This is a genomic window from Bifidobacterium sp. MSTE12, assembly GCF_000513015.1.
Lineage (GTDB): Bacteria > Actinomycetota > Actinomycetes > Actinomycetales > Bifidobacteriaceae > Bifidobacterium > Bifidobacterium dentium.
Map to the genome: position 1 here is coordinate 1 of NZ_AZYA01000041.1, position 26,483 is coordinate 26,483.

The following is a 26,483-nucleotide window of genomic DNA, read 5'->3' on the forward strand; positions in this document are numbered from 1 at the left end:
CGAGCAGGCCAAGGAGCAGGGCCTGGAAGTCAAGTCCGTTCCGGAAGCCGCCGCTGAGGCCGACATCATCATGATCCTGGCTCCGGATCAGTACCAGCGCACCATCTGGGCCAACGACATCGAGCCGAACATCAAGCCGGGCGCGGCCATCGCCTTCGCCCACGGCTTCAACATCCACTACGGCTACATCAAGCCGAGCGAGGATCACCCGGTCTTCATGGTCGCCCCGAAGGGCCCGGGCCACATCGTGCGCCGTGAGTACGCCAACGGTCGTGGCGTCCCGGTCGTGGTGGCCGTTGAGCAGGATCCGCGCGGCGACGCTTGGGACATCACCCTGGCCTACGCCAAGGCCCTCGGTGCCCTGCGCGCCGGCGCCATCAAGACCACCTTCAAGGAAGAGACCGAGACCGATCTGTTCGGCGAGCAGAACGTGCTCATGGGTGGCGTGAACAAGCTTGTCGAAATGGGCTTCGAGGTCCTCACCGACGCCGGCTATCAGCCGGAGATCGCCTACTTCGAGGTCTGCCACGAGCTCAAGATGCTCGTCGACCTCATGAACGAGGGTGGCCTGAACAAGGCCCGTTGGTCCTGCTCCGACACCGCCCAGTACGGCGATTACACCAACACCGTCATCAACGAGGACTGCCGCAAGCGCATGCAGTACCACCTGGGCCGCATCCAGGACGGCTCCTTCGCCAAGGAGTTCATCGACGATCAGGATGCCGGCGCTCCGAAGTTCAAGGAACTGCAGGAGGAGTACGGCAACGTTCGCATCGAGACCGTCGGCCCGAAGCTGCGCGCCATGTTCTCCTGGAACAACGGCCAGGACGACGACGCCGATATGGCTACCTTCACCGGCAAGATCGCCCGTTCTCAGGTGCAGTGAGCATCCGCGGATCGGCTGACTGAAACCGGCTGACCAGCAATCGATGAAAGGCGACCACCCCCACTCGGAGTGGTCGCCTTTTTGCATGGCATCCCAACCCTATGCCAATGGAAGCAGACGCAGGAGGGGCGGCATAACGTTGTGCCGCGTACGATTCGGTGGCGTGCACGCGGTCACTTCGAGGGGATGATAGGTGGTAACGCCGCGTTGGCAGGACACTCGCCAGATGATTGATTGCCGGATTTTTTATGAGTTTTCGCCTACGATTTGTGCATAGGACGATTCGATAGGAAGAGAAGCTATGGTTACAGCGACTGGTCCCGCACCCGGTTCCGACATGATGACCTCGGCTGAGCCGGCGGAAAACCGTACCGCATCCGGAGTGCTGTACGTCGCTCCGATTTTCGCCTCGCACATGGTGTTGCAACGCAATAAGCCGATCGTGGTGTTCGGCGCGTTGAATGCCGATTGTGCCGGCCTTGAGGTTACGGCGGCGATCTGTACGCCTGACGGTTCCCCTGTGGCTCAGGCGCACGCCTACGCTTCGATGGAGGTCAGGCATGGCTTCTCCTACTGGCGCATCATGCTGCCGGCCCAGTCCGAAGGCGGCCCGTACACACTACGTGTGACCGCGGGCAACGACTCAATCGAATTCCATGATGTGCTTATCGGCGAGGTCTGGCTGGCCGGAGGCCAAAGCAATATGGAACTTGAGTTGCGCAACAGCGATGATGCCGATGCGGAGCTCGAGGACTGCACCGATCCGCTGCTGCGCTTCTATAATGTGCCGAAAACCGGTGTGATCGACCGCAATGCCGAGAATGCCTCCGGCTGGCAGGAGTCCTCTCCGGAAAACAGTGGTGTGATGAGTGCCGTCGCCTACTATTTCGCACGCAAGCTGCGCGACGAGCTTGATCCCGATCTGCCGATCGGCATCATCGACTGCTATATCGGCGGTACGTCGATCAGCTGTTGGATGAGCGAAGACGCCCTGCGATCCAGTGAAGCGGGGCAGGGCTATCTCACCCGATTCGACGAAGCGATCGCGGGCAAGACGCAGGCGCAGTTCGATCTGGAGACCTCCGCTTGGCAGGAACGTTTCGACACTTGGAACGCTTCGATCGCAGCTGCGCGCGAAGCGGACCCGGATGTCACTTGGGATACGTTGAACCAACGATATGGCGAATGCCCATGGCCGCCGCCGGTCACGCCGACCTCGCAGTGGCGTCCGACGGGTCCGTTCCATGCCATGCTCGAACGCGTCGTGCCGTATTCGCTGGCGGGATTCCTGTGGTATCAGGGCGAGGAGGATGAACCGTACTGCGAATCCTACCGTGAGTTGCTTGGCATGATGATCGGTGAATGGCGCGCGTTGTGGAGCGAGAATCTACCGTTCCTCATCGTGCAACTGCCGCAGTGGATCGATAAGGGCCATGCCGACGCGGGCACCGATCCGATGCTCTGGCCGGTGTTGCGCGAGGCCCAGTGGGATGCGGCGCAGACCATCGACAATGTGTACGCCATCTGCACCATTGACTGCGGGGAATTCGACAACGTGCATCCGACCGACAAACGCACGCCGGGCGAACGCCTGGCGGAGTGCGCGTTGCGGCAGATCTACGGCCTTGACGACGTGCCGGTGTACGGTCCCACGGTGTTGGGATTCCGTTGCGGTGAGAACGGCCATGTCTGCCTGTTCTTCCGGTATGCGCACGGTCTGCATTTCGAGGGCGTCACACCGGATGATACCGATGATGATTTCGTCGACCAATTGCCTTCCTTGGTGCGCAATGCCGAGCGTTCCGGTTTTGAGCTGGCCGGTGTCGACGGTATGTTCCATCCAGCGACGGCGGCGATTTTCGTGGATTGCGATATCGAAGATCTGGTCAATGCGAAGATCAACGTGGTCGACTACAACGCTACGGAATTCGGCATCCCGATCAACAGCCGCAGCATCGGTACGATCACGTTGGCAACCTCCGAGGTCCCCAAGCCGGTGGCGTTGCGGTACGCCTGGCACAGTTGGGGGCCGGCGCCGTTGTTCAACAGCGACGACCTGCCCGCCCAGCCGTTCCGTTTGGATCTCACCGACCGCGAGGACTGAAGGTAGGGCGGTAGCCGATCGCCCGATTGCTGCCGGAATCGCATCGGTGTTCGGTCCCGCACGTCACTCCCATACATCCGGGCCGAAGGACTCCAGGTAGGCGACCAGCTCGCCGGCCATCTCCTCGTCCTCGGGGATGCGTGGATGGCCGTGGGTGCCGGAGGCGTTGCGGGAGTAAAGGAAATGCTCTACACGGATGTCGCCTTCGGAACGTACCGTCTCGCACACTTCGTCAATCGCACGGTCCCATGCCGGGTCGTGCACCAGAATCGTGGTGGCGAGCACAATCAGCGCCTTCGGATACCTCGCACGTAGGGCATGTATGAAATCGACGTAGCGCGTACGCCAGTGCCGGGCCGCTTCCCCCGCGTAATCCGATGCCATGAAATCATGCGGATGCGCATCGTTCTGCCCTAATGCCACGAGCACGACATGCGGCGTATACCGTGTGAAATCCCAAGGCTTCGTCTCACCCAGCGCCGGATTGTATGCAATGCGGTCCCACATGCTTTCCATGCCCAGATAGTGCGGTGCATTGAACCAGCCGATGCCGTCGAGCAGGGGAGCGCCGCCCTGCGATATGTCGTGCAGTTCCGCGCCGAGCATCCGCGCGGCAATCGCCGCATACGAATGCCAGCTGTCGGAATACCCGCTCAGATCGACTTCCGGATCGGCCTGACCTACGTAGCGTATGGCCTCGTTGCGTTCGCCGCAGGAGACGGAATCGCCATACACCTCCATACGACGTGGCGGTCGCGCATCGGCCGGCGGCAGGATGGTCGCGCCGTCATCCAGTTCGATGCCGAGCATCTCAAGATGACACATGCCGCCGTCCTGACGCTTGAAGATCGTCACTTCATGCTCGATATCCGGCAGATGCTCGGCTAGGGTGATGGTCGTGGCGTCGATTGGCACCGGCACTTTCACTTCCAGTCCGTCGATGATGGCTCCGAGAAAGATGTCGCCGTAATTCCAGTGGTTGCGTAGCTTTACGCGTATGTGGGAGCCGGTGCAGCGGAACGAGACCTGCGTATATGGGAACACCCAGATCGGTGCTTTCGGATTATCGTCATCGATGCGTCCCATGAATCGCAGTGCCGGATCGTCAAATGTGATTGTATGCATGGAAAGCTTCCTTACCTTCTGATTCACATCTTTGAGGCAATCATAGAGATATCCGTTACCTCGCGCGCATTCCAGGTGATGATGATGGCACCCCTTTCGTGCGCGTTGCCGAGGGCGGTACTTTAGAATAAAAGACCAAACACTATCTTAACCGCTTCAGGAAAGGACGTGCAATGGAGAACACATTCCCGAAGGATTTCGTTTTCGGTACGGCTACGGCAGCCTATCAGATCGAAGGCGCGGTGAACGAGGACGGTCGCTGCCCCTCGATCTGGGATACTTTCAGCCATACTCCGGGAGCCACCTTCGCAGGCGATACCGGCGACGTAGCCACGGATTCATACCATCGTTGGCGGGAGGATCTGGCGCTGCTCAACGATTTGGGCGTGGATGCCTACCGTTTCTCGATCGCCATGCCGCGCATCATGCCCACGCCGAACGGCATCCCGAATGCGAAGGGTCTCGACTTCTACGAGCGCATCGTCGATACCTTGCTCGAGTACGGCATCAAGCCGGTCGTGACGCTCTACCACTGGGATTTGCCGCAGTATCTGGAGGATGCGGGCGGCTGGCTCAATCGTGTGACCTCCTATGCGCTGGGCGACTATGCGGCCGTCATCGCCAAACGGCTTGGCGACCGCGTCGACACATGGACCACGCTGAACGAACCGTGGTGCGCCTCATATCTGAGCTATGGTGCGAAGGAGCAGGCTCCGGGGCTGGGACTCGGTCCGGGCGCATTTCCGGCGGTGCATCATCTGAATCTCGCCCACGGCCTGATGGTGCAGGCGGTGCGCGGCATCGTCGGCGACAAGTCGAAGTATTCGGTCACGCTGAACATGCCGTTCAATCGCGGTGATGCCGATGCCTGCCATCGTCTCGACCTGATCGCCAATCGTGCCTTCCTTGATCCGATGCTGCGTGGCCGCTACCCTGACGAACTGTTCGCCATCACCAAGGGCATCTGTGACTGGAGCTTCATACAGCCGGGTGATCTGGAGAACGCGCACCAGCCGATCGATGTGCTGGGCGTCAACTATTACTCCACCAATCGTGTGGCCATGAGCGACCGTCCGCAGTTCCCGCAGGAGACCGGCCCGTCCACCTGCCCCGGCGCCTCCGACATCGATTGGCTGCCGACCGACGGTCCGCACACCGACATGGGATGGAACATCGACCCGCAGGGCCTGTACGACACGTTGATGCGTGTGCATGACCGCTATCCGGAGGTCGATCTGGTCATCACCGAAAATGGCATGGCCTGCAGGGACCAGCTGGTCGTGAACGAGGACGGTACCAAGGCGGTGCATGACGCCGATCGCATCGATTATCTTGAGCGACATTTCGCCGCCGCGAAGCGTGCATTGGACGATGGCGTGCCGCTGAGCGGTTATTTCGTGTGGTCGCTGCTCGACAATTTCGAGTGGTATTTCGGCTATGCCAAGCGATTCGGCATCACTTACGTCGATTACGCCACCCAGGAGCGCACGAAGAAGGACAGCTTCCTGTGGTACCGAGACTTCATCGCCTCGCGTGGCTGAGGGGTCGATGACATCCGTGATCCGCACCATGACTGAGGTGGGTGGATGGGTGTGGCCGTCGCGCATTCCGTTCGTGCTTAAGTCTGCCGACGCGTCACACCTCCGATTGGCGCAATGCGCCGATTTCCAGTGTGACTACGGCATGGCGACGGGTAAACAAAGGGTACTTAAGCGCTTAACGACACTCGGGTAAAGAAATTAACGTTAACGCCATTAATGTTAACTTACTGAATGCTTGCCGGTATTCCGATAGGATGCCGAAATAGCTGATTTTCCAACGTTTAAAGAAAATTGAGAAAATGCTGAGAATGTGCGATTGGCTGAAGAATCGCACGGCTGTGGCGCGACACGACACAACTTAAGCGCTTGACAAACTTAAGGGGTTCACTTATCGTAATAATCACCACTTCATCAAAGGCAGGCAGAGAGGCCTGAGATGAGAGGCATCACCAACGAAGAATCGGTGCCGAGTCTTCAACGGTGATGAACAAGTGATTCATAAGGAAGGATCAGAAGATGAATCTCAAGAAGATCGTCGCAGCCGGTGTCGCGGCCGTCTGCGCGGTGAGCATGGCAGCTTGCGGTGGCAGCAACGACTCCAGTGGCGTGACGGACCTGACCTACGACAAGATCAAGCTCGGCGAGACCGGCAAGGACATTACGGCCAGCATCAAGTTCTACAACGGCCGTACCGATATGGGCCTGGATTCCTATCCGGGCAAGAACTGGAAGTCCTACATCGCCGACTTCAACAAGATCTATCCGAACATCAAGGTCGAGGCCCAGACCGACACCAACTACGCGGATAACGCGCTGACCCGCCTGCAGGGCGGCGACTGGGGCGACATCATGATGATTCCGTCTGTCGACAAGTCCGAACTGGAGAACTACTTCATCTCCTACGGCTCCCTCGATACCATGCAGAAGCAGGTCAAGCTCGCCTCCGAGAAGGCTTACGACGGCAAGTCCTACGGCGTCGCCACCGACGGCCAGACCTCCGGCGTCGTCTACAACAAGGCCGTCTTCAAGAAGGCCGGCATCACCGAGCTGCCGACCACTCCGGAAGAGTTCATCGCCGACCTCAAGCTCATCAAGGAAAAGACCGACGCCATCCCGCTGTACACTAACTACGCGGCCGGCTTCACCATGGGCGCCTGGGATGCCTACATCGGCACCACCGCAACCGGTGACACCAAGTACATGAACCAGAAGCTGGTTCACACCAAGGCCCCGTTCAAGGATCCGGGTGACGGCACCCACGCCTACAACGTCTACAAGATTCTTTACGATGCCGTTGCCGACGGTCTGACCGAAGAAGACTACTCCACCACCGATTGGGAGTCCTCCAAGAGCATGATCAACAACGGCCAGATCGCCACCATGGTGCTGGGCGCCTGGGCCGTGACCCAGATGCAGCAGGCCGGCGACAACGCCGACGACATCGGCTACATGCCGTTCCCGATCTCCATCAAGGGCAAGCAGTATGCCTCCATGGGTGGCAACTACTCCATGGGCATCAACAAGAAGTCCTCCAAGGACAACCAGGAAGCCGCCATGATCTTCGTCAAGTGGCTCACCGAGGAATCCGGCTACGCCATGAACGAAGGCGGCATCCCGATCAAGTACGGCGAGACCGACCTGCCGTCCATCTACGAGGACTTCAAGGACGTCACCATGGAGCCTGACGCAGACTCCCTCGAAGGCGAAGAGGATCTGTTCACCGAGGTCAACTCCGACTCCGAGCTGGGCATCAACTCCAACGGCAACAAGCGCGTTCAGGCCATCGTCGAGCACGCCGCCAACAAGGACAAGTCCTTCGACGACATCATGAAGGACTGGAACGACGCCTGGTACAAGGCGATGCAGGACGACGACGCGGAAGCCAAGTACTGATCGTCGCCGGCCGGCCTAGGCCAGCCAAGACTTCTCCTCCATCCCTTTCTCCTGCCGGCGACCGCTCCCAACCGGTTGCGGCCGCCGGCTTTTCATATCACTGGTACGTCAACGAAAAGAGAGAATCATGACTACCGCGATTGCGGGTGCCACGGCCACCTCCGTGGATGACATCCCTTTCAATCCCCATAAGCGCGACTACAAGAAGGCCGGCATCATCGTCGCCTTCTGCGTCATCCCGGTCACACTGCTCGTGGTGTTCACCTACTGGCCGTTCATCCAGATGTGTGGATACTCCTTCTACAAGATGAAGTACATCGGAACCCCGCGCTTCATCGGCATGAAGAACTACATCGACATCTTCACCCGACCGGAGTTGCTTGCCACCCTGAAGCTCAGCCTCTACTACATGGCCGGCGCACTCATTCAGGTGGCCCTGGCCCTGTATCTGGCGACCGTGCTGGCGTTCCACGTCCGTGGCGGCTCGTTCTTCAAGGGCGCGATGTTCTTCCCCTACCTGATCAACGGCATCGCAGTCGGCTTCATCTTCAAGTTCTTCTACACCCGTGGCTACGTGCTCGACACCGTGCTTCAGTGGTGCGGTTTCACCCAGGACACGCTGCCGTACTGGCTGAGGGACCAGTCCATCAACAACTGGTCGCTGGTGGCCTCCTCCATCTGGCGCTACCTCGGCTCAACCCTGATCCTGTTCATCGGCGCGATCATGTCCATCGACTCCTCGCTGTACGAAGCGGCCGAAATCGACGGCGCCAACAAATGGCAGCAGTTCAAGCACATCATCCTGCCGGGCATCCAGACCATCCTGGTGCTGAACATCATCCTGTCCATCACCGGCTCGCTCTCCGCCTTCGAAGGCCCGTACGTCATCACCTCCGGCGCCAACGGCACCGGCACCTACATGGTGCAGATGGACAAGATCGCACACACCGACCAGAAGGTGGGCCTGGCATCCGCCATGGCCGTGATCCTGCTGATCATCATCATCATCTGCACCCTGCTGCAGAAGATCGTCATGGGCTTCCTGTTCAGGGATGCCGACGACGGTACCGCAAAGGCCCGCAAGCAGGCCAAGAAGGCCGACAAGGCCCGCAGGCGCGCCATGAAGGCCGCCAACAAGGTCCAGGCCGGCAAAGCTCCATTGTTCAAGAACGGAAAGGTGAGTGCGTGATGACTACTGCAACCGTCGCACCGCAGGCCGAGGTACAGAAGGTAAGCTTCGGCTATCATCTCAAGCTGTGGGTTCTGAGCTTCCTCAAGTATTTCAGCCTGGTGTTCATCACCTTCTGGATTCTGCTGCCGCTGGTCACCTGCTTCTTCACCGCGGCCAAGGGCACCGACGAGTGGCGTTCCACCTCCGTGATGACCTTCCCGAAGAACATCTTCAACTTCGAGAACTATGCCGAGGCCTTCAAGTTGTCGAACATGGGCATCGCCTTCCGCAACTCGGTGATCGTGCTCGTGTGCGTCTGCTTCCTGACCACCATCATCGGCACCCAGCTGGCCTATGTGCTGTCCCGCTTCCAGTTCCCGGGCAACGCCCTGATCCGTACCGCGTTCATGATGGCGGCCCTGCTGCCCGGCATCGCCATGCAAGTCGCGGTCTACAAGATCATGGGCACCTTCCACCTGATCAACTCGCTGTGGGGCTACATCATCATGTCGATGGGCACCGACGTGATCTCGATCTACATCTTCATCCAGTATTTCGAGAATCTGTCGATCTCCCTCGATGAGGCCGCGCTGATGGATGGCGCAAGCTACTTCACCATCTACAGCCGCATCCTCCTGCCGCTGCTGAAGCCGGCAATCGTGACCTGCCTGATCCTGAAGGGCGTCGGCATCTACAACGAGTACTACTCAGCCAACCTATATCTGCAGGACAAGCAGAAACTCGGCACGGTGGCCATCTCGCTGTACGCCTTCACCGGCCCGCAGGGCTCCAAGTACAACCTGATCTGCGCAGGCGTGATCATCACCCTGCTGCCGGCCCTGATCGCCTTCCTGATCTTCCAGAAGCAGATCTACAACGGCGTTGCGGCAGGTGCCGTGAAGGAATAATCCTTCGCACATATAACTGAAGACTCTCTTTTCATCATCCAAGGCCGTGCCAAGATCTATCATCGCCGGTACGGCCTTACCCCTCTTTTCTTACAAAGGATTCCTCGCATGACTCACACTCCTAGCACGTTCGCCCCGCTTGCGGACGGATGGACGCTGACGGCCGTCAACATCGAAGCCGCCCCTGAATCGCTACGCGAAGCGCTCGCCGCTGGCATTCCGGCTACCGTGCCGGGAGAGGCCACGCTGGACCTGCTGAACGCGGGACTCATCGCCGATCCGTTCGATGGCGCCAACGAGAACGACCAGCAGTGGATCGGCGACGTTGACTGGCGCTTCACCTGCCGCTTCGATTGGCATGACAATGGCGCCGACCGGCATGATCTGGTCGCCTACGGCCTCGACACCATCGCCGATGTCGCGCTGAACGGCCGTCCGGTCGCCTCCACCCGCAACTTCCACCGCTCCTACCGTTGGGACGTGCGTGACCTGCTTCGCGAGGGCTCCAACGAACTGACCGTCACCTTCACTTCGCCGGTACGCGAATCCGATCGTATGGAGCAGGCCCGCGGCTACTATCCGCATACCGAGCATCATGCATTCAACCAGATTCGCAAGCCGAGCTACTCCTTCGGCTGGGATTGGGGCATCGACGTGGCCAACGCCGGCATCTGGCGCGAGATCGGCATCGACTCCTGGTCCGGGGTGCGCATCGCCTCCGTGCGTCCGCTGGTCGACGTCGCCGCCGACGGCACCGGCCTGCTCAACGTGCATGTCGAGATCGAACGTGCCGGCAAGGGCCGCATCATGTCCCCATACGAGTGCCATTCCGTGCGTGCCGCGGTGCCGGTACATGTCGGCTTGTCCGGCTTCGGTGCCGATGTCGCCGCCGACGGCGTGGTCGCCGAAGGCCGCAATGAAACCGTGCTGACGCTCGCCGTACCGGAAGCGAAGCTGTGGTGGCCGATCGGTTACGGCGATCAGCCACTGTATGATGTTGCCGTCGCTGCCGGCGATTCCGCCGAAGCGGCTTGGAACGGCCATGTCGGCTTCCGTACCGTGCATGTCGACACCCGTGCCGACAACGTCGGTCGTCCATTCCAGATCTACGTCAACGACGTGCCTGTGCACGCGCACGGCTACAACTGGATTCCGGACGATGCCTTCATCGCCCGCGTGGCTGAGCGCGACTACGAACGCGGCATCCGTGATCTGGTGGAGTCCAACTCCAACATGGTGCGTGCCTGGGGCGGCGGCATCTACGAATCCGACGAATTCTACGATCTGTGCGACCGCAACGGCATCATGGTCTGGCAGGACTTCATGCTTGCCTGCGCCGCCTATCCGGAAGACGCCGAAACCAAGGCCGAAGTCGAAGCCGAAGCCCGTGAGCATATCACCCGTCTGTCCGAGCACGCCAGCCTGATCGTGTGGAACGGATCCAACGAGAACTACGTGGCCTACTCCGAATGGGGCGGCTACAAGCAGGCCCTGCGCGACGACGATCTGCCGGCCAACGAGTACGGTTACGGCGAGAAGCCGTGGGGCGACTACTACTATGCCGAGCTGTTCCCGGCCCTGTTGGCCGAGCTCGATCCGGGCCGTTCCGCCTACCTGCCGAGCTCGCCGATGAGCTTCACCAAGTTCGTGGGCGCCAATTTCGACACCGACGGCACCATGCACATCTGGGACGCTTGGAACCGCGCCGACTACACCGTGTATGCGCAGTACACCCCGCGCTTCGCCGACGAGTTTGGCTACCAGGCACCGCCGGCGTGGAGCACGCTCACCGGTGCCGTGCACGATGACGAGTTGGAGCCGTTCGGCAAGCAGATGCTGGTGCACCAGAAGGCCTCCGGCGGCAACTATAAGCTGGCCCGAGGCATGCGTTCGCACATCACTCCCGGCCATCTCGACGACGTGAGCTTCGGTGGCGTGGTCAACGGCAAACCGTCCGACGGCGAGCACAGCTGGCTCATTCCGACCGACAACTGGGCCGATATCGAGGATTGGCACTGGGCATGCCAGTTGCAGCAGGCGCAGGCCATGCGTTTCGGTGTAGAGCACATGCGCTCCCTTGAGCCGGTCAATGCCGGTGCGCTGATCTGGCAGCTCAACGACGACTGGCCGGTCGTCTCCTGGGCGGCAGTGGATTTCAACGGTCAGCGCAAGCCGCTATGGTACGCCTCCCGTGACTTCTTCGCACCGCGTCTGGCTACCATCCAGCCGCGCGTCTCCGAGGAATATCGCGAAACCCACAGCTGGGAAGGCGTCAGGACGGCCAACGACCACTATGAGCTGATTGTGCTCAACGACACCCGCGAGGCCTGGAAGGGCTCTTGGAAGGTGGAACGCATGACCTTGGCCGGTGAAGTGCTTGCCTCCCAGACCTTCGATGTCGAGCTTGACGCGGTTTCGCATGTGGGTCTGCCATTGGCCGAGGAGATCGTGGACTACGCCGACGCCGGCAACGAGCTTGTCGTGGCCACTGCGTCCGACGGCGCCTTCGCCCGCGTGATCTTCAACCCGGCCGAAGTCATCGGGCAGAAGCTTGCCGCACCGGCTGAAGCGTTTGGGACCGTGGCATCTCGCGTCGACGGCGGGGTGGAGCTCAAGGTCACCGCCACGAGCTACGTGCGCGACCTGTTCTGCATGGCCGACAAGATTGACGCCAAGGCCAGCGTCGATGCCGGCATGGTCTCGTTGCTGCCGGGCGAGATCGTCACGTTGCGCATCGACACCGGTTCCGACGACGATCCGCAGTCTTTCGCCGCGGCCAACGTGTTGCGTAGCGCCAATGATCTGAAGCGCGAGTGGTAGTCGAGCGCCCATCGGCCGAGATGACGTGAGGATTCACCGGGTGATGATTCACTGAACGTTCAGTTGATGGCGCTTGTTAAGCCGAAGCATAAGTGAAAGCGTTGCCGACCTTAAGCGATTAAAGTGTTGCAAACACTTAGATTCGTAGGTCTGGCGGCGCTTTTGCTGTATGATAACTAAAGAACAGTTTAAGTAATCGCTTAAGTTCAAAGATGAAGAAGGATGCATCAGCATGGCCGTGCAGAAAAGTAAGGTGACGATTTTTGATGTCGCCAAGGCTTCCGGAGTCTCCAGCAGTGCGGTCTCGTATGCATTGAACGGCAAATCCGGGGTTTCCGAGGACACCCGTGCCAAAGTGCTGAAAATCGCCCATGAACTGGGCTGGAAGCCCAATGGGGCGGCACAGGCGCTGGCCAAATCCAAAACCCAGCGCATCGGTCTGGTGCTCGGCTACGATCCGAAACTGCTTGCGGTGGAATCCTACATGATGGAGCTCATCTCCGGTCTTGGCGCCGAGCTTGAAAAGCATGACTACTCGCTGCTGGTGCGCATGGCCGTGGGCGAGCACGCCAAACTATCCATCATCAAGGACTGGATCGCCACAGGCAATGTGGACGCCATGCTGCTGGTCAACATCGAATTGGGCGACCCATGCGTGACCTTGCTCGAGGAGCACACCGAGATGCCGGTGCTTGCCATCGCGGACGCATCCGTATCCGGCAATCTACCGACGCTGTCGAGCGCCGACGCCGACGCCGTTCGACAGGCGGTACAGTATCTGTATGACCTTGGCCACCGCCATATCGCACGCGTGGCCGGCCCGGAAATGCTCGCACATTCCTACATCCGTGATTCCGCTTTCTCCGACGTGGCCACCGAGTTGGGCATGCGATACCGTTGCCTGCACACCGACTACACGCCGGAAACCGGTTCCGAGGCCACCAAGAGGCTGCTGTCGTTCCCGGAACATCCCACGGCCATCATCTACGACAACGACGTGATGGCGCTGTCCGGCCTCGGTGTGGCGACGGCCGAAGGCATTACGGTGCCCGATGACCTGTCGATCATGTCCTGGGATGATTCCTTCATGTGCACCGCCGCCTATCCGAACCTCACCGCCATGGGCCGTGATGTGGTGGGCACCGGTACGAAGGCCGCCGAGCTGTTGCTCAAGCTCATCGACGGTGAGCGCGTTGGTAACGTCATGGAAGAGCCGTATGAGTTGCGGCAGCGCGGCACCACCGGCCCGGTTCCCGCTGAACGATGACGGTGTCCGTTCGGTCTACCTTCCGGTGGATTCGCGTCGGACGAGCCGGAAATCGGCTGTGAGCTTTTCGGGCTTGAAATCCGTGCCGTCCTCGTCGATGCGCTTGAGCAGCAGGTTGACGGCTTTGGCCGCCAAATCGTTCAGATCAGTGCTGACGGTGCGGAATCGTCCGTCCCGTCTCGACCCGGCCGCTCCTGACTGACGCATCGGTGTGAATTGACGCGAATAGTTTGAAAGAAGAGGTTGCAATGACTGAAATCGATGCCCCCGTTTGTGCCGTGGAAACGTCCGCTCGAACCATCGATCGGCATGATCTGCCGTATCGCGTGAACAACGTCGCACTTGCCACCAATCCACTGCATCGCTATTGCGCCGACCCGAATCTGGCAATTTTCGACGGCCGATACTTTCTGTACTGCACCGACGACGGCGTCGATGACTGGGGTTCCACTGCGTTCAGCGTGTACGTTTCCGACAATCTGATGGATTGGGAGCGTTACCCGGCGCTCGACCTGCGCGACGTACCATGGTGGACGGGTTCGGATGGCGCGTGGGCGCCGTCTATAGTGCGTAACGCCGACGGACGATATGTGTTGTTGTTCGTGGCTGATTCGCAGATCGGCACCGCCGTGGCCAACACTCCATATGGGCCTTTCATCCCTACTGTCGAACCGATTGTGCGTAAGGGGACCTTCAGCTGCCACACCATCGATCCGGGCGTATTCATCGACGATGACGGCACCCGCTATTTTTTGTGGGGCAATGGCAAGGCGTGGATCGCGCCGTTTTCCGACGACTGCCTGAGCTTCGACGAATCCAAGGCGATCGGCTGGATTCCGGGTGACTTTCGAGAGGCGATCTGGGTACACAGGCATGACGGTCTGTATTACGCGAGCTGGTCGGAAAACGACACCAGGGACCCGGCATACTGCGTGAAGTACGCGGTAGCCGAATCGTTGGCGGGGCCGTGGAGCGAACCCCGCGTGCTGGTCGAGCAGAATCCCGGGCTTCACTTATACGGCACCGGTCACCATAACATCGTGAACATTCCCGGCACTGACGAATGGATTATCGCCTATCATCGTTTCGCCTACCATCCGTCCGGTCGATGGGCCGGCGGAGATGGATGCCATCGTGAGACGGTGTTCGCCCCGCTCAATCATCTGCCCGACGGCTCGCTTGAGCAGGTGCGCCCTCAGGTCGGTTCCTATGTGCGTCCGTTGGACATTCGGCCCGCCGGCTCGGTTCCGGCTATTCCAGCTTGAAGGCCTTGCGAATCATCAGTATCTGTAGCCAGAATGAGCCGCCGCTCGCCACGATAATCCACAGCAGCGGCACCCATATGATGGCGCCCGGCACGGTGGCCAGCAGTACGATCGGCAGAACGTCAAGCGCGAACACTGCGATGGCGACGAGCGGCTTGAGCACGGCCAGTTTGAACGATTGTCTGATCTGTTCGGTCACGCTTAGCTTGCTGCGACCGGAAAGCGGCAGTACGAACGCCAGCATCACGCCGAGAATCGCAAACACCGCGACGGTGACGCCGTAGACGAGCGAGATGGTGTCGCCACCGTGTTGCATCGACAGGAACCTCAAGTCGAAGGCGGCCAGCGCCCATACTGCGGCGATGATCAGCGACAGTGCGAAATTCGTGCCGATGCGTCGTCTGAACGCGGCGATATAGCCGCGAAAGATGCCGTGATCGCGTGCCTCCTGCATGGTGCGCGCCACCTCGCATGCGGCGGAGGTGGAGATGCCGATGGTGACGATCGGAATCGATCCGACGAACCAGGCGACTGACAGCATCGCCAGATCGCCGATGGTGCTCATCACCACGTTGTACGGATTGTCTTCGCGAAAGAAATTCGATGCCATGTCAGTCCTTCGGTTGCTGCTATTGCGTTATGTACGGCGTCATGCGATTGCGATGCGGTCGACTGCCTATCGGTATAGCCAGTCGATGAATCGCTGCGCGGTGCCGGTGTTCTTGGTGCCGGTTGCGATGCCGATGAGCGCGCTGTGGTCGCTGTCTGCGATGCTCGTCCAACCTGCCGCGTCGGAAAGCTTCAATCCGTAGGATTTCGACGCGCCTTTGCCGGTGCCGGACGAGTCGATCCCGTCGTCGTCTGCATCGCTGAAGCCCTTAAGTTGTACAGTTGCGTCATCGAGCTTGGTATTGTCCGACTTGCTGACGGTCGATTCGAGATTGGTGAGGTATCCGTAGCCGGCCAGCTGCTTGAAAATCTTATGCGGGGCGATGATTACGTCGATTTGCTTGCTGGAAATCATGGTCTGCAGCTTGGTCAGGCCGTCTTTGTCCATATCGAAATAGTCGTCGATGATCACGCTGACGCCGAGCTTGTCTTCCAGCTCGTTTTGCAGATTCGTGGCTTCGCTGGTGGTCAGTGCGTCGTCGACGACGGCCGCGTACAATGCGGGGCGTGCGTCAGGGGAGATAAAGCGCACCGCGAGGAACGTCACCAATGCGATGATGATCGCAGCCGCTGCGACGGGTATCAGAAAATGCTCGCGAAAGTATTCCAGCTTCTTGCGCCAAGGCAGCTGGCGGAAGATGGAGAGTTTGGATTCATTGGCGTATGCCGGAGCCGAGGCCAGTGTGTTGATGGCCTCCTGCTGTTCCTCGGTAAGCTGCGTGCTCAATGCCATGACGATCACCCCTTTAGCGCCAATGCTATCGTGCGTTGCGTGCAATATGCGTTGTGGGGCGCCATGCCGCCACTTGCTCTACTTAAGCGCTTAATATATACTGGTTTTCCGTAAAAGTCAATTATGCTCATTGCAAGGGTTGACGTCCTTGCCGTGGAAACCACGTGAAACAGCCCAAGGAGACAACGATGTTTGATCAGGGACCACATGTTGTGCTGCGTCGTGACGGCGTATGCCTCGTGCTCAAGACCCCGGAAGGCGAAATGCCGCAGGTCGAGTATTGGGGAGGGGATTTCGGCATTACGTCCGATGAATCCGCGCTCAACCAGCTTGACGCGATGACGCTGAAGGTCACTCCGCCACAGGAGAAGCCGGATGCCGCGCTGCGCCCGTCACTGCTGCCGCAAGGTGCCGAGGCCTTCGCCGGCCGCCCGGGCCTGGAGGCCTATCGTGGCGGCAAGCCGGTATTCGTGCGTTGGGCCTCCGTCACCGTCTCTCCGATCGCTGCCGGTGGCGAAACCGAAGCCAACACGCTGAACATCGTGGCCGAAGACGCCGTCAACGCCGTCAAACTGGAACTGAAGCTCTCCATCAAGAAGGGTGGCCTGGTACTGGTCGAACAGACCGTCACCAACATCGACGCAACCGACAATCCGGATGCCGCCGCGCTGACCGTCAACTGGCTGGAATCCACCCTGCCGATGCCGCGTCGGGCCGACACCCTTACCCAGTTCACCGGTCGTTGGCCTCTTGAGAAGCAGCCTCGTACCGCCGTGATGCCGTCCGGTTCCGTGACCCGTGAATGCCGCCACGGCAAGACCAGCCATGAAAGCCCGTGGATGTTCATCGCTTCCGATGGCGAGCCGAAGTGGTCGGAAGGCGAAGTCTGGGCCTGCCATCTCGCATGGAGCGGCAACCAAACCTACCGCATCGACAACATGCCGCCGCACGAGCCGCTCATCGGCGCTGGCGAACTGTTCGGACCGGGTGAGATTCAGTTGGCCGCCGGCGAATCCTATACGGCTCCGCAAGTGTGCTTCTCTTACTCCGCAAACGGCCTTGACGGTATGGCCTCCCGTTTCCATACGTGGCTGCGCTCCCTGCCGAAGCATGTGTCGAGTCCGCGTCCGTTCACGCTCAACACGTGGGAGGCCGTGTACTTTAACCACGACGAATCCACGCTGAAAAAGCTTGCCGACCGCGCCGCAGCCGTGGGCGTGGAACGCTTCGTGCTCGACGACGGCTGGTTCCATGAGCGCCGTGACGACACCAAGGGCCTGGGCGACTGGGTGGTCGATCCGGAGGTCTGGCCGAATGGCCTCGACGGCATCGCCCAGCATGTGCACGACCTCGGCATGCAATTCGGCCTGTGGTTCGAGCCGGAAATGGTGAACCTCGACTCCGATTGCGCCCGCGAGCATCCCGATTGGATTCTCGCCGCCCCGGAGGCCGTGCCATACCGCGAAGACGTCTCCTACCGCACCCAGTATGTACTCGATCTGGCCAATCCGGACGCCTACCGACATGTGCACGACCAGATGGCAGCGCTCGTCGAACAGCTCGGTATCGACTACATCAAGTGGGATCACAATCGTGATGTCACCGAACCGGTGCATGACGGCCGCTACGGTCTGCACGAGCAGACCCTCGCCTGCTATCGATTGTTCGACGATCTCAAAAAGGAATTCCCGAAGCTGGAAATCGAAAGCTGCTCTTCCGGCGGTGCGCGTACCGACGCGGGCATTCTGCAGCATGCCGACCGCATCTGGGGCTCCGATTCCAATGACCCGCGCGACCGCGTGGACATCCAGCGCTACACCGAGCTCGTTGTGCCGCCGGAAATGATCGGCGCGCATGTAGGCCCGTCGCCGGCGCACTCCACATGGCGCGCCACCGAGCTGAGTTACCGTGCGGCCATCTCGCTTGAAGGCTGTTCCGGTTTTGAATGGAACATTCTCGAATGCTCCGACGAAGAGGTCGAACAGCTCAAGGCGTTCGTGAGCCTGTATAAGGAACTGCGTGGCGTGCTGCATCACGGCACCGTGATGCACGCCGACTTCAAGGATTCGGCGCTGCGTGGCCGTGGCGTGGTTTCGGATGACGGCAAGCATGCCGTGTGGGTGGTGGCCACCGTCACCAATCTGCATGACGTGCTCACCGAGCGTCTGCGCATGAAGGGCCTCGATCCGAAACGTACGTACGGCGTACGTCTGCGTGATGAGGTCGGCGAAGTGCGCTGGGGCTGGAATACCCCGCAGTGGATCACCGCTGCGCAGATGGGCGGCTTCAGGGTCTCGGGCCAGCTGCTTGAGCAGGTCGGTTTGCAGCTGCCGCCGCTGTGGCCGCTTGAGGCGATCGTGCTTGAGGTGGAGGCGCTGTAGTCTGGCGATGCCGTTCCGTTGAACCCAATGGTGGCGCGAAACTCATGAATCCCTCCCGCGTAATCCAGGAGGGATTCATGAGTTTCGCGCCACCATCGAAAAGGGCGTCGGATTCATGAGTTTCGCGCCATGACTCCATCCCCGGCGGTGCCACCCCGTACTTGTGTGAGCTGGTAGGCGGCGAACAGCACGATCAGCCAGATGATGCCGGCGTACACGGCGATGCGATAGCTGGCGGAGAAGCACATCAGCACTACGACCAGCGCCATGAACGCAATTACCACATACGGTGTCACGCGGGCGAACGGCAGTTTGAACACGATCCTGTCGAGCGCCTCCTGGCCCTTCAGGCCCTTGAGTTCGGCCGGGCCGTCGCCGGCGGCCACTACGCGGCGGAACTTCAGCTCGGTGATCATGATCATCGTCCAGTTGATGGCGGCCGCGATGGTGGCGATCGACATCAGATAGTTGAATGCGAATTCCGGCCATACGAACACCACCACCACGGCGATGGCGATGATGATGGCGGAGGTGATCACGCCGCCGACCGGCACGCCACGTTTGCTGAGCTTGCCGAGATATGCCGGCGCGTTGCCCTGCTTCGCCAGCGAGTAGAGCATGCGGGAATTGGCGTACAGACCCGAGTTGTACACGCTCATTACGGCGGTCAGGCATACGAAGTTGAGGATTCCGGCGGCCGCGTGCACGCCCACGGAATCGAAGATCTGCACGAACGGGCTGGAGTCGCCGTCGATCTTGCTCCACGGCACCACGGCCATGATCACACCGAGCGCCACGATGTAGAACACGAGGATTCGCCAGATGATGCCGTTCGTGGCCCTCGGGATGGTGGTGCGCGGATTCTCGGTCTCGCCCGCGGTGATGCCGATTAGCTCGGTGCCGCCGAAACTGAACATCACCACGACCAGCGCCATCATCAGGCCGGTCCAAGTGCCGTCGGCGTTACGGCTCATCAACCCGTGCGGGAGGAAGCCGCCGTCGATGGTGAACCAGTTGGCGAATGATGCACGGATGCCCGATGCGGTCGGCACGTTCGCAATGATGACGTACAGGCCGCCGAGGATCATGGCGATCACGGCCACGATTTTGATGATGGCGAACCAGAACTCGAATTCGCCGAACTTGTTTACGCCCATCAGGTTCAGTGCGGCGATGGCCACGAGGAACACGACCGCCGAGACCCATTTCGGGATGTTTGGGAACCAGTAGTTCACGAACGAACCGACTACGGAAAGTTCCACCATGGCCACGAGTACGTAGTTGAACCAGTAGTTCCAGCCGGAGATGAATCCGGCGCGCTTCGACCAGTAGCGGGTGGCGTAGTAGCTGAATGCGCCTGCTTTCGGATCTTCTACCGCCATCTCGCTCAGCGCACGCACGATCAGGAAGATCGCGAGGCCGCCGATCAGGTAGGCGAGCAGAATGGACGGGCCGGCGAGTCCGATGGATTCGCTGGAACCGTAGAATAGGCCGGTGCCGATTGCACCGCCCAATGCGATCAGTTGGATGTGACGATTTTTCAGTGACTTGCGTAGCGTCGGCGGAACCGGCACGTCGTCGGTTTCGCGCGGCTTATTCACGGCATTGACGTCGCTCATGAATGGCCTCTTCTTCTCTTGGCTTTGGAACACCACTGATTGTATCCAAGCGCACACATATCCGTACGTCACCGTTCACGGCGAACCAGGGTTCTTGTCTGCGGGGCCTGACGGATGCGGGGGAGAAGATGGAGTTCGTGGCGCCATGTGGGTGTCGTGGGTGCCCTATGCCTACAGCGAACGGCAGGATGATGGCCGTGGTGTCAGACGGTCATGACGATGGCGAGCATTGTGGATCCGAAACGCTGGAATCGTTTCCAAAAGCATGTCCTATGATGGTAGGACCGGTATGCGGTTGCCGGCGGTACCGCTATGGACTCGATGCATGAAACGTTCAGGTAAGGGAATTTACGATGGGGTGGTTCCGGTGGCTTCGGGCGAGGCGGCAGGGCGTATAAGGCCAACGAGAGGTGGGCAGCGATTATGGAACAGCAGGAAGGCAAGACCGTCGTTACCATACGTGATGTGGCGCAGCGCGCCGGCGTCGCCGTTTCGACCGCGTCTCGTGCCCTGAGTGGCGGCTCGGCGTCCGAAGCGACCCGGCGGAAGGTTCAGGAGGCTGCCGAGGCGCTGCATTTCGTGCCGAATCCTGCGGCGAGGCGTCTGACCGGTGGGCATAGCAACGTAGTGGCATTGGTGGTGGACGAGCCCACGGACTTCCTGTTCCGTGATGACTTCCTGGCCGGCATTCTCGGCCAGTTGAGTATGTCGCTCGCTCGGGAGAACCTGCTGCCGTTCCTGATTCTGGCCGAGCCCGATAACGCCAAGGGGTTCGAACAGCTGCTACATCGCTCCGGCGCTGAAGGCGTGGTGGTGGCGAGTTTTCATGAAGGCCGTAAGTTCGCCGATATGCTCAAACGGTTCGATAAGCCCACCGTGTTCATCGGCAGTCCGCCGAAGGGCTTCAAATGCCCATATGTGGATGTCGACAATTACGACGGTGGTTATCAGGCCGGCAAATTGCTGGTGGAACGCGGCTGCAGGCACATTGCCCTTATCGAGGGGCCGCGCGATATGCCCACGCCGAAGGAACGTACGGCCGGATTCCGTGCCGCGTTGAAGGAGCAGGGGCTTGAGCCGATCGCTTCGTATGCGGGTAGTTATGAGATGGATAACGGTCTCAAATCCATGGAGCGGATTATTGCCGAGTATCCGCAGGTGGATGGTGTTTTCGCGCATTCCGACAAGATTGCGGCTGGCGCGTTGCATGTGCTTGACCGGTTCGACAAGCAGGTGCCGCAGGATGTCGCCGTCGTAGGATTCGACGATCTGCAGGCCGCACGTCTGCTCAATCCGCAGTTGACGACGCTCGCCCAACCGCTGGATGATATGGCGGAGGCGGCTACGCGCATGCTTGCGCATCGTTTGGAAAACGGTACGTGGCGCGTTTCGTTCCAGCGTTTTCCAGTGCGTCTGGTCCGTCGCGAATCCGCCTGACGGAAGTGTTTTTCCTATCGTCGTACGTGCCGTCTTCATGTTGCGGGAACGGTGCTGCGGTTGTTGCATTTCCTGCAGGGATGAGATTCTCACATCGGTGGCTGAGGTGCTTGCAATGCGTGAGATTGCGTGGCACATGTCAAACGTTTTTTGGAACCGCTTGCAAAATAGTTTAGTAAATTGACGATATTCGTTAGTCGACGAAACTATATCAGGGGGCAAGATAGAGTGGCGGTCAACATGGTCGAATATGTCTAAAAGCATTGGAATATCAGCGATTTGTATCGGCATGTGCAACACGCCGAGATGATGGCGTTACCCCTTGAAAGGGTGTATCTTTGGAGTCACTTGATGGAAACGGTTCCATCAAACGTGAGAAAACATCGAGGTTTTCTCACAAGATCGTTGCACACAGCAGTGCAACGAACAAGGGAGAGTGACGTACATCGCAGTGCGTTGCAAGGAAAAGAGGACGAGATGAACAAGTTCAAGCCGGCACTGGCATCCGTCACGGCCCTGGCCATGATCGTTGGCCTAGGTGCCTGTGGAAGTTCCAATAATTCCAGTGACAGTTCAAGTGCGGACGGCAAGATCACCATCAAGGTGCAGACCTTCAACAATCCGGGTTTCGGCAAGCCGACTTCGGAACGCCCGGGTGCAGACCTCTAGGCCAAGTATGAGAAGGCCCATCCGAACGTCAAGATCGAAGAGACCGCGGCCGCATCTTCCGATGATGCGCGTGCAGCCTTCAACACCGCAATTTCCACCGGTTCCAACGCCTATGACGTATACGTGGCCGAAGTTGACTGGATGCCCTCATTGCTCGCCATGCCCGACAAGTTCGTTGATCTGAGCTCCTACACCAAAGACAACGACTGGGTGGCGTGGAAATCCGAAAGCGCTACCGTCGACGGCAAGTTGATCGGTGCGGGTACCGACATCGGCCCTGAAGGCATCTGCTACCGCGCGGACCTGCTCGAGAAGGCGGGTTTCCCGTCCGACCGTGAATCCGTGGCCGAATGGCTCGGCGGCGATGATGCCACTTGGGACTCCTTCTTCAAGGCGGGCAAGGAATACACCGAGAAGACCGGCTTGCCGTGGTATGACTCCATGGCCAGTAATTGGCAGTCCATGATCAATCAGGTCGAGGAATCCTACGTATTCAAGGACGACAAGATTATTGCCGCCGACAATGCCAAGATCAAGGATCTGTACGACCAGCTGACCGCCACCAAGGATATGTCCGCCCATCTGACCCAGTGGAGCGACGACTGGAACGCAGCCTTCAAGTCCGACACGGGCTTCGCCACCATCCAGTGCCCGGCATGGCTGATCAACAACATCAAGGGCAACACCGGTGAGGATTTCCAAGGCTGGGATATCGCCGACGTCTTCCCGGGTGGTGGCGGTAATTGGGGCGGCTCCTATCTGGTCGTTCCGGAATCCTCCCCGGTCAAGGACGAGGCCGCCAAGCTCGTGGCATGGCTGACCGAAGCCGATCAGCAGGTCTCCGTGTTCACCACTGCCAACAACTATCCGAGCTCCGAAGGTGCGCAGGCCTCCTCCGATGTGTCCAGCAAGACCGACGCCTACCTGAACGATGCTCCGACGGGTAAGATCTTCGCCAACCGAGCGAAGGCCTACGACATCGTCCCGTACAAGGGCAGCCAGTACTTCGACATTCAGACCAAGATGGTCGACGCCCTGAATCGCGTCGATGCGACCCAGGAACAAACTCCTGACCAGGCTTGGAAGCAGTGGTTGGAAGACGTGAAGGCCCTAAGCTGACAGACATCTCGTGAAGGACCCGGTCCCGGCCGAACCCATCATCCATAGGCCGGGTCGGGTCCTTTCTTCTGAGCGCATCGCACTCAACGCAACCGGCATCCTCTGCAATCACAACGACGTGAACTAGGAGCAATCATGTCACGATCAACCAAGCAGCCGACCCCATGGCGCACCCGGCTAGGACAGTTCGAATGGAAGGCGTCTCCATACCTCTATATCGCGCCGTTCTTCCTGCTGTTCGCAGTGGTGGGCCTGTTCCCGCTGCTGTTCACTGTATATATCGCAACGCGCCAATACAACACCCTGACCGGTGATGGCGGCGTAGCCATCTGCGGCGCAACCTGCAATAGCGACGAGCCCAGCATCTGGGCCAACTTCAACTGGGTACTGCACCAGCAATCCTTCTGGGACGCGCTACGCAATTCCTTCTCCATCTTCATCCTCAGCTCGGTTCCGCAAATCATTCTGGCGCTGTTCCTGGCATGGATCCTCAACGCGAATCTCAAAGCGAAAACCTTCTGGCGCATGGGAGTGCTGTTGCCATACATCGTGGCACCGAGCGCGGCCGGCATCATCTTCTCGCAGATCTTCTCCGACAAGATGGGTGCCATCAACGTGCTGCTGACCGATATCGGACTGAACCCCATCATGTGGCACGGCAACGCCTTCTGGTCGCATGTGGCCATCGCCACCATCGTGAACTTCCGCTGGACCGGCTATAACACGCTGATTTTCCTCGCCGCCATGCAGGCCATCCCGAACGACGTACTCGAGGCGGCCGTAGTCGATGGCGCCGGCAAATGGCGCACCTTCCGTTCGGTGGTGTTGCCGATGCTGCGGCCCACATTGATCTTCGTGATCATCACCTCCACCATCGGCGGACTGCAGATCTTCGACGAGCCACAGATGTTCCACAACGGCACTTCCGGGTACGGCGGACCGAACCGGCAGTACCTCACGCTCTCGCTATACCTGTGGGATATGGGCTTCAACAAGGTCACGATCGGGCAGCCGAACCTAGGTCGCGCGGCGGCCGTGGCGTGGATCCTGTTCCTGATCATCGTGCTGTTGGCCGTGCTGAACTTCTGGCTGACGCAACGACTCGCCTCGGGCGGACAGCCGAAGATCGACAAAATCAAACTGGCCGAACTCAACGCACGGCAGGAAGCCGAATATGAGCTGGCAAAGCGATCGGGAGTCGAGGCCCGTCGTGCAGCCTCGGCAACGGCCGCTTCGACCGACGCCGCCGAAAGGAAGTGACCCAAGATGACCGATATCACCAACGAAGGCAACAAGCGCGATCTGGGCACTCCGGCACTTGAGCAGATGTACGGCAAGGGCGTGGCCCGTTCCGCAGCGAAACAACGCCGTCGTAAGACGTTGGAAGTGACCAGCGAAGGACGCCGCGCAGGGTGGGGCACGTATGCGATTCTCGTCGTGACGATCCTGATTTTCGTGTTCCCGCTGTATGTGGCGCTTTCGATTGCGTCGCAAAACAGCTCCAGCACGCAGTACGGCGTGCAGGCGCTGATTTTCGGCAGCGGACTGATCAAGAACATCTCGCGCGCATTCGGCGCCATGAAATTCTGGCAGGCGTTGAGCGGCACCCTGTTCGTGGCAATCGTCACGTCGGTATCGACGGTGTTCTTCTCCACGCTGGCAGGCTACTCATTCTCCAAACTGCGGTTCCGCGGCCGTGGCGTGCTGTTCACCATCGTGATCGGTACCATGGCCATCCCGCAGCAGTTGAGCATCGTACCGCTGTACATCATGGCCAACAAGGCCGGATTGTTCGGTTCGATCTGGGCCGTGATCATTCCGGGTCTGGTCAGCGCGTTCGGCGTGTTCTGGATGACGCAATACCTGCAGGACGCCCTGCCTTACGAGCTGATCGAAGCGGCGCGCGTGGACGGCTGTTCCATGTTCCGCACCTTCATCTCCGTGGCGGTGCCCGCAGCCCGGCCGGCGGCCGCGATGCTGTTCCTGTTCACGTTCATCGCGCAGTGGACCAACTACTTCTGGCCCATGCTTATTCTCGGCCCGAACAAGAACAGCATGCTCACCGTTGCCGCGGCAACCCTGAAGGGCGCGTACTTCACCGACTACACCATCGTGATGGCCGGCGTGGTGCTCACCACCTTCCCGCTCATCCTTCTCTTCGCTGTCGCCGGCAAGCAACTGGTTTCCGGCATCATGGCCGGTGCGGTGAAGGGCTGATGCGGATTTGGCCTCCGCCGTCGGGCCGTATACATGTACCCTTGTGACGAGGGTGCCGGCTACAGGGGTTGCGCTCGCTCTGGCGCAACCCCTGTTTCATGCGTGTTGATGCGTGTCACAGACATATGTTCTCCAGTTTCGTAGTGTTCAATAAGAAGTAGGTTTTTCTTAAGGGGCACGCGTCTGGAGGAGCACAATGGCGTTCGTCAAAGACATGATTCGCATGTGGCTGCGATCGTGGAAGCGATTCGTCTCGATCGCCATGATTACCCTGCTCGGCGTGGCCGTACTCACCGGCATCTACGCGGGATGTCGCGATGCGTTCCTCGCGTCGGACCGGTTCTTCGACGCCCAGGGCATGCATGATATTCAGGTGTTGTCGACGGCTGGGCTGAGCGATGCCGATGTCACCGCGCTGCGACGGGTCACTGGCGTACGGAAGGTGCAGGCTGAGCGCTCGCAAAGCGTAACCATCGATGTGGGCGGCGACAAGTCCGTAACCATGCAGGAAATCGGCACGAACGGCATCGACCAGCCATACCTGCAGGAAGGTCGCATGCCGACCAAATCCGGTGAGGTCGCAGTTACCAAGCAATTCATCAAGGATTCCGGCCATACGATCGGCGACCGCATCACCGTCACACCTGAAGCATCCCAAG

General features: G+C 59.7%; 18 protein-coding genes and 2 pseudogenes. 15 read left to right on the forward strand and 5 right to left on the reverse strand.

The features are described 5' to 3' along the window. On the forward strand, positions 1–886 hold an 886-nt coding region (gene ilvC, locus HMPREF1494_RS10275), incomplete at its 5' end, for a ketol-acid reductoisomerase (RefSeq protein ID WP_034522748.1). 301 nt (positions 887–1,187) lie between these two features. Next, complete coding sequence (locus HMPREF1494_RS10280; protein WP_034522751.1) at positions 1,188–2,990, forward strand: sialate O-acetylesterase; 1,803 nt, start codon at positions 1,188–1,190, stop codon at positions 2,988–2,990. A 63-nt stretch (positions 2,991–3,053) separates the two neighbouring features. Here HMPREF1494_RS10280 and HMPREF1494_RS10285 read toward each other — a convergent pair whose 3' ends face one another. Next, a complete protein-coding gene (locus HMPREF1494_RS10285) occupies positions 3,054–4,115 on the reverse strand; it encodes a GDSL-type esterase/lipase family protein (protein WP_003837938.1) in 1,062 nt (353 codons plus the stop codon). A 173-nt stretch (positions 4,116–4,288) separates the two neighbouring features. Between HMPREF1494_RS10285 and HMPREF1494_RS10290 the strand changes: the two genes are divergently transcribed. The 6 genes from HMPREF1494_RS10290 (at position 4,289) to HMPREF1494_RS10315 (ending at position 13,715) form a co-directional block, all read left to right on the forward strand. Continuing rightward, the gene (locus tag HMPREF1494_RS10290) at positions 4,289–5,656 is read left to right on the forward strand and encodes a GH1 family beta-glucosidase (protein ID WP_034522755.1); all 1,368 of its coding nucleotides are present in this window, start codon (positions 4,289–4,291) and stop codon (positions 5,654–5,656) included. 516 nt (positions 5,657–6,172) lie between these two features. Then, positions 6,173–7,549, forward strand: coding sequence for an ABC transporter substrate-binding protein (locus HMPREF1494_RS10295; RefSeq protein ID WP_003837934.1), 1,377 nt, complete (start codon positions 6,173–6,175; stop codon positions 7,547–7,549). A 127-nt stretch (positions 7,550–7,676) separates the two neighbouring features. Continuing rightward, the gene (locus tag HMPREF1494_RS10300) at positions 7,677–8,738 is read left to right on the forward strand and encodes a carbohydrate ABC transporter permease (RefSeq protein ID WP_012901790.1); all 1,062 of its coding nucleotides are present in this window, start codon (positions 7,677–7,679) and stop codon (positions 8,736–8,738) included. Continuing rightward, positions 8,738–9,628 (forward strand): carbohydrate ABC transporter permease, encoded by an 891-nt coding sequence (locus HMPREF1494_RS10305; RefSeq protein WP_003837931.1) that lies wholly within the window; start codon positions 8,738–8,740, stop codon positions 9,626–9,628. Before HMPREF1494_RS10300 ends, HMPREF1494_RS10305 begins: the two co-directional genes overlap by 1 nt. A 108-nt stretch (positions 9,629–9,736) precedes the next feature. Then, the gene (locus HMPREF1494_RS10310) at positions 9,737–12,448 is read left to right on the forward strand and encodes a glycoside hydrolase family 2 protein (RefSeq protein WP_034522757.1); all 2,712 of its coding nucleotides are present in this window, start codon (positions 9,737–9,739) and stop codon (positions 12,446–12,448) included. Positions 12,449–12,680: 232 nt separating this feature from the next. Then, positions 12,681–13,715, forward strand: a complete 1,035-nt coding sequence (locus HMPREF1494_RS10315; protein ID WP_003837927.1) for a LacI family DNA-binding transcriptional regulator — start codon at positions 12,681–12,683, stop codon at positions 13,713–13,715. Between the two features lie 15 nt (positions 13,716–13,730). Here HMPREF1494_RS10315 and HMPREF1494_RS11525 read toward each other — a convergent pair whose 3' ends face one another. Then, the gene (locus HMPREF1494_RS11525) at positions 13,731–13,922 is read right to left on the reverse strand and encodes a hypothetical protein (protein WP_129879527.1); all 192 of its coding nucleotides are present in this window, start codon (positions 13,920–13,922) and stop codon (positions 13,731–13,733) included. Between the two features lie 41 nt (positions 13,923–13,963). On the opposite strand from HMPREF1494_RS11525, the gene HMPREF1494_RS10320 reads away from it, so the two are divergent. After that, complete coding sequence (locus tag HMPREF1494_RS10320) at positions 13,964–14,980, forward strand: family 43 glycosylhydrolase (RefSeq protein ID WP_034522759.1); 1,017 nt, start codon at positions 13,964–13,966, stop codon at positions 14,978–14,980. On the opposite strand, the gene HMPREF1494_RS10325 is transcribed toward HMPREF1494_RS10320, so the two are convergent. Continuing rightward, positions 14,967–15,590: a DUF624 domain-containing protein gene (locus HMPREF1494_RS10325; RefSeq protein WP_034522761.1), complete on the reverse strand. Its 624-nt coding sequence runs from the start codon at positions 15,588–15,590 to the stop codon at positions 14,967–14,969. The two genes, HMPREF1494_RS10320 and HMPREF1494_RS10325, sit on opposite strands and share 14 nt — an antisense overlap. A gap of 66 nt (positions 15,591–15,656) precedes the next feature. Continuing rightward, the gene (locus HMPREF1494_RS10330) at positions 15,657–16,382 is read right to left on the reverse strand and encodes a hypothetical protein (RefSeq protein ID WP_034522764.1); all 726 of its coding nucleotides are present in this window, start codon (positions 16,380–16,382) and stop codon (positions 15,657–15,659) included. 188 nt (positions 16,383–16,570) lie between these two features. Between HMPREF1494_RS10330 and HMPREF1494_RS10335 the strand changes: the two genes are divergently transcribed. After that, entirely contained in the window at positions 16,571–18,763 is a 2,193-nt protein-coding gene (locus HMPREF1494_RS10335; RefSeq protein ID WP_034522767.1) for an alpha-galactosidase, read from the forward strand. 113 nt (positions 18,764–18,876) lie between these two features. Here the strand turns inward: HMPREF1494_RS10335 and HMPREF1494_RS10340 are convergent, their stop codons facing one another. Beyond that, positions 18,877–20,382, reverse strand: coding sequence for an amino acid permease (locus tag HMPREF1494_RS10340; RefSeq protein WP_034522770.1), 1,506 nt, complete (start codon positions 20,380–20,382; stop codon positions 18,877–18,879). Positions 20,383–20,805: 423 nt separating this feature from the next. On the opposite strand from HMPREF1494_RS10340, the gene HMPREF1494_RS10345 reads away from it, so the two are divergent. The 5 genes and pseudogenes from HMPREF1494_RS10345 to HMPREF1494_RS10365 all read left to right on the forward strand — a co-directional run. Next, on the forward strand, positions 20,806–21,819 hold the full coding sequence (locus HMPREF1494_RS10345) for a LacI family DNA-binding transcriptional regulator (protein WP_003837914.1): 1,014 nt from the start codon (positions 20,806–20,808) through the stop codon (positions 21,817–21,819). Positions 21,820–22,341: 522 nt separating this feature from the next. After that, a pseudogene (locus HMPREF1494_RS10350) lies at positions 22,342–23,607 on the forward strand (ABC transporter substrate-binding protein). A gap of 135 nt (positions 23,608–23,742) precedes the next feature. Beyond that, entirely contained in the window at positions 23,743–24,867 is a 1,125-nt protein-coding gene (locus HMPREF1494_RS10355; RefSeq protein WP_034522773.1) for a carbohydrate ABC transporter permease, read from the forward strand. Between the two features lie 6 nt (positions 24,868–24,873). After that, positions 24,874–25,824 (forward strand): carbohydrate ABC transporter permease, encoded by a 951-nt coding sequence (locus tag HMPREF1494_RS10360; RefSeq protein ID WP_034522777.1) that lies wholly within the window; start codon positions 24,874–24,876, stop codon positions 25,822–25,824. Between the two features lie 196 nt (positions 25,825–26,020). Next, positions 26,021–26,483, forward strand: a pseudogene (locus tag HMPREF1494_RS10365) (ABC transporter permease); the annotation flags it as partial.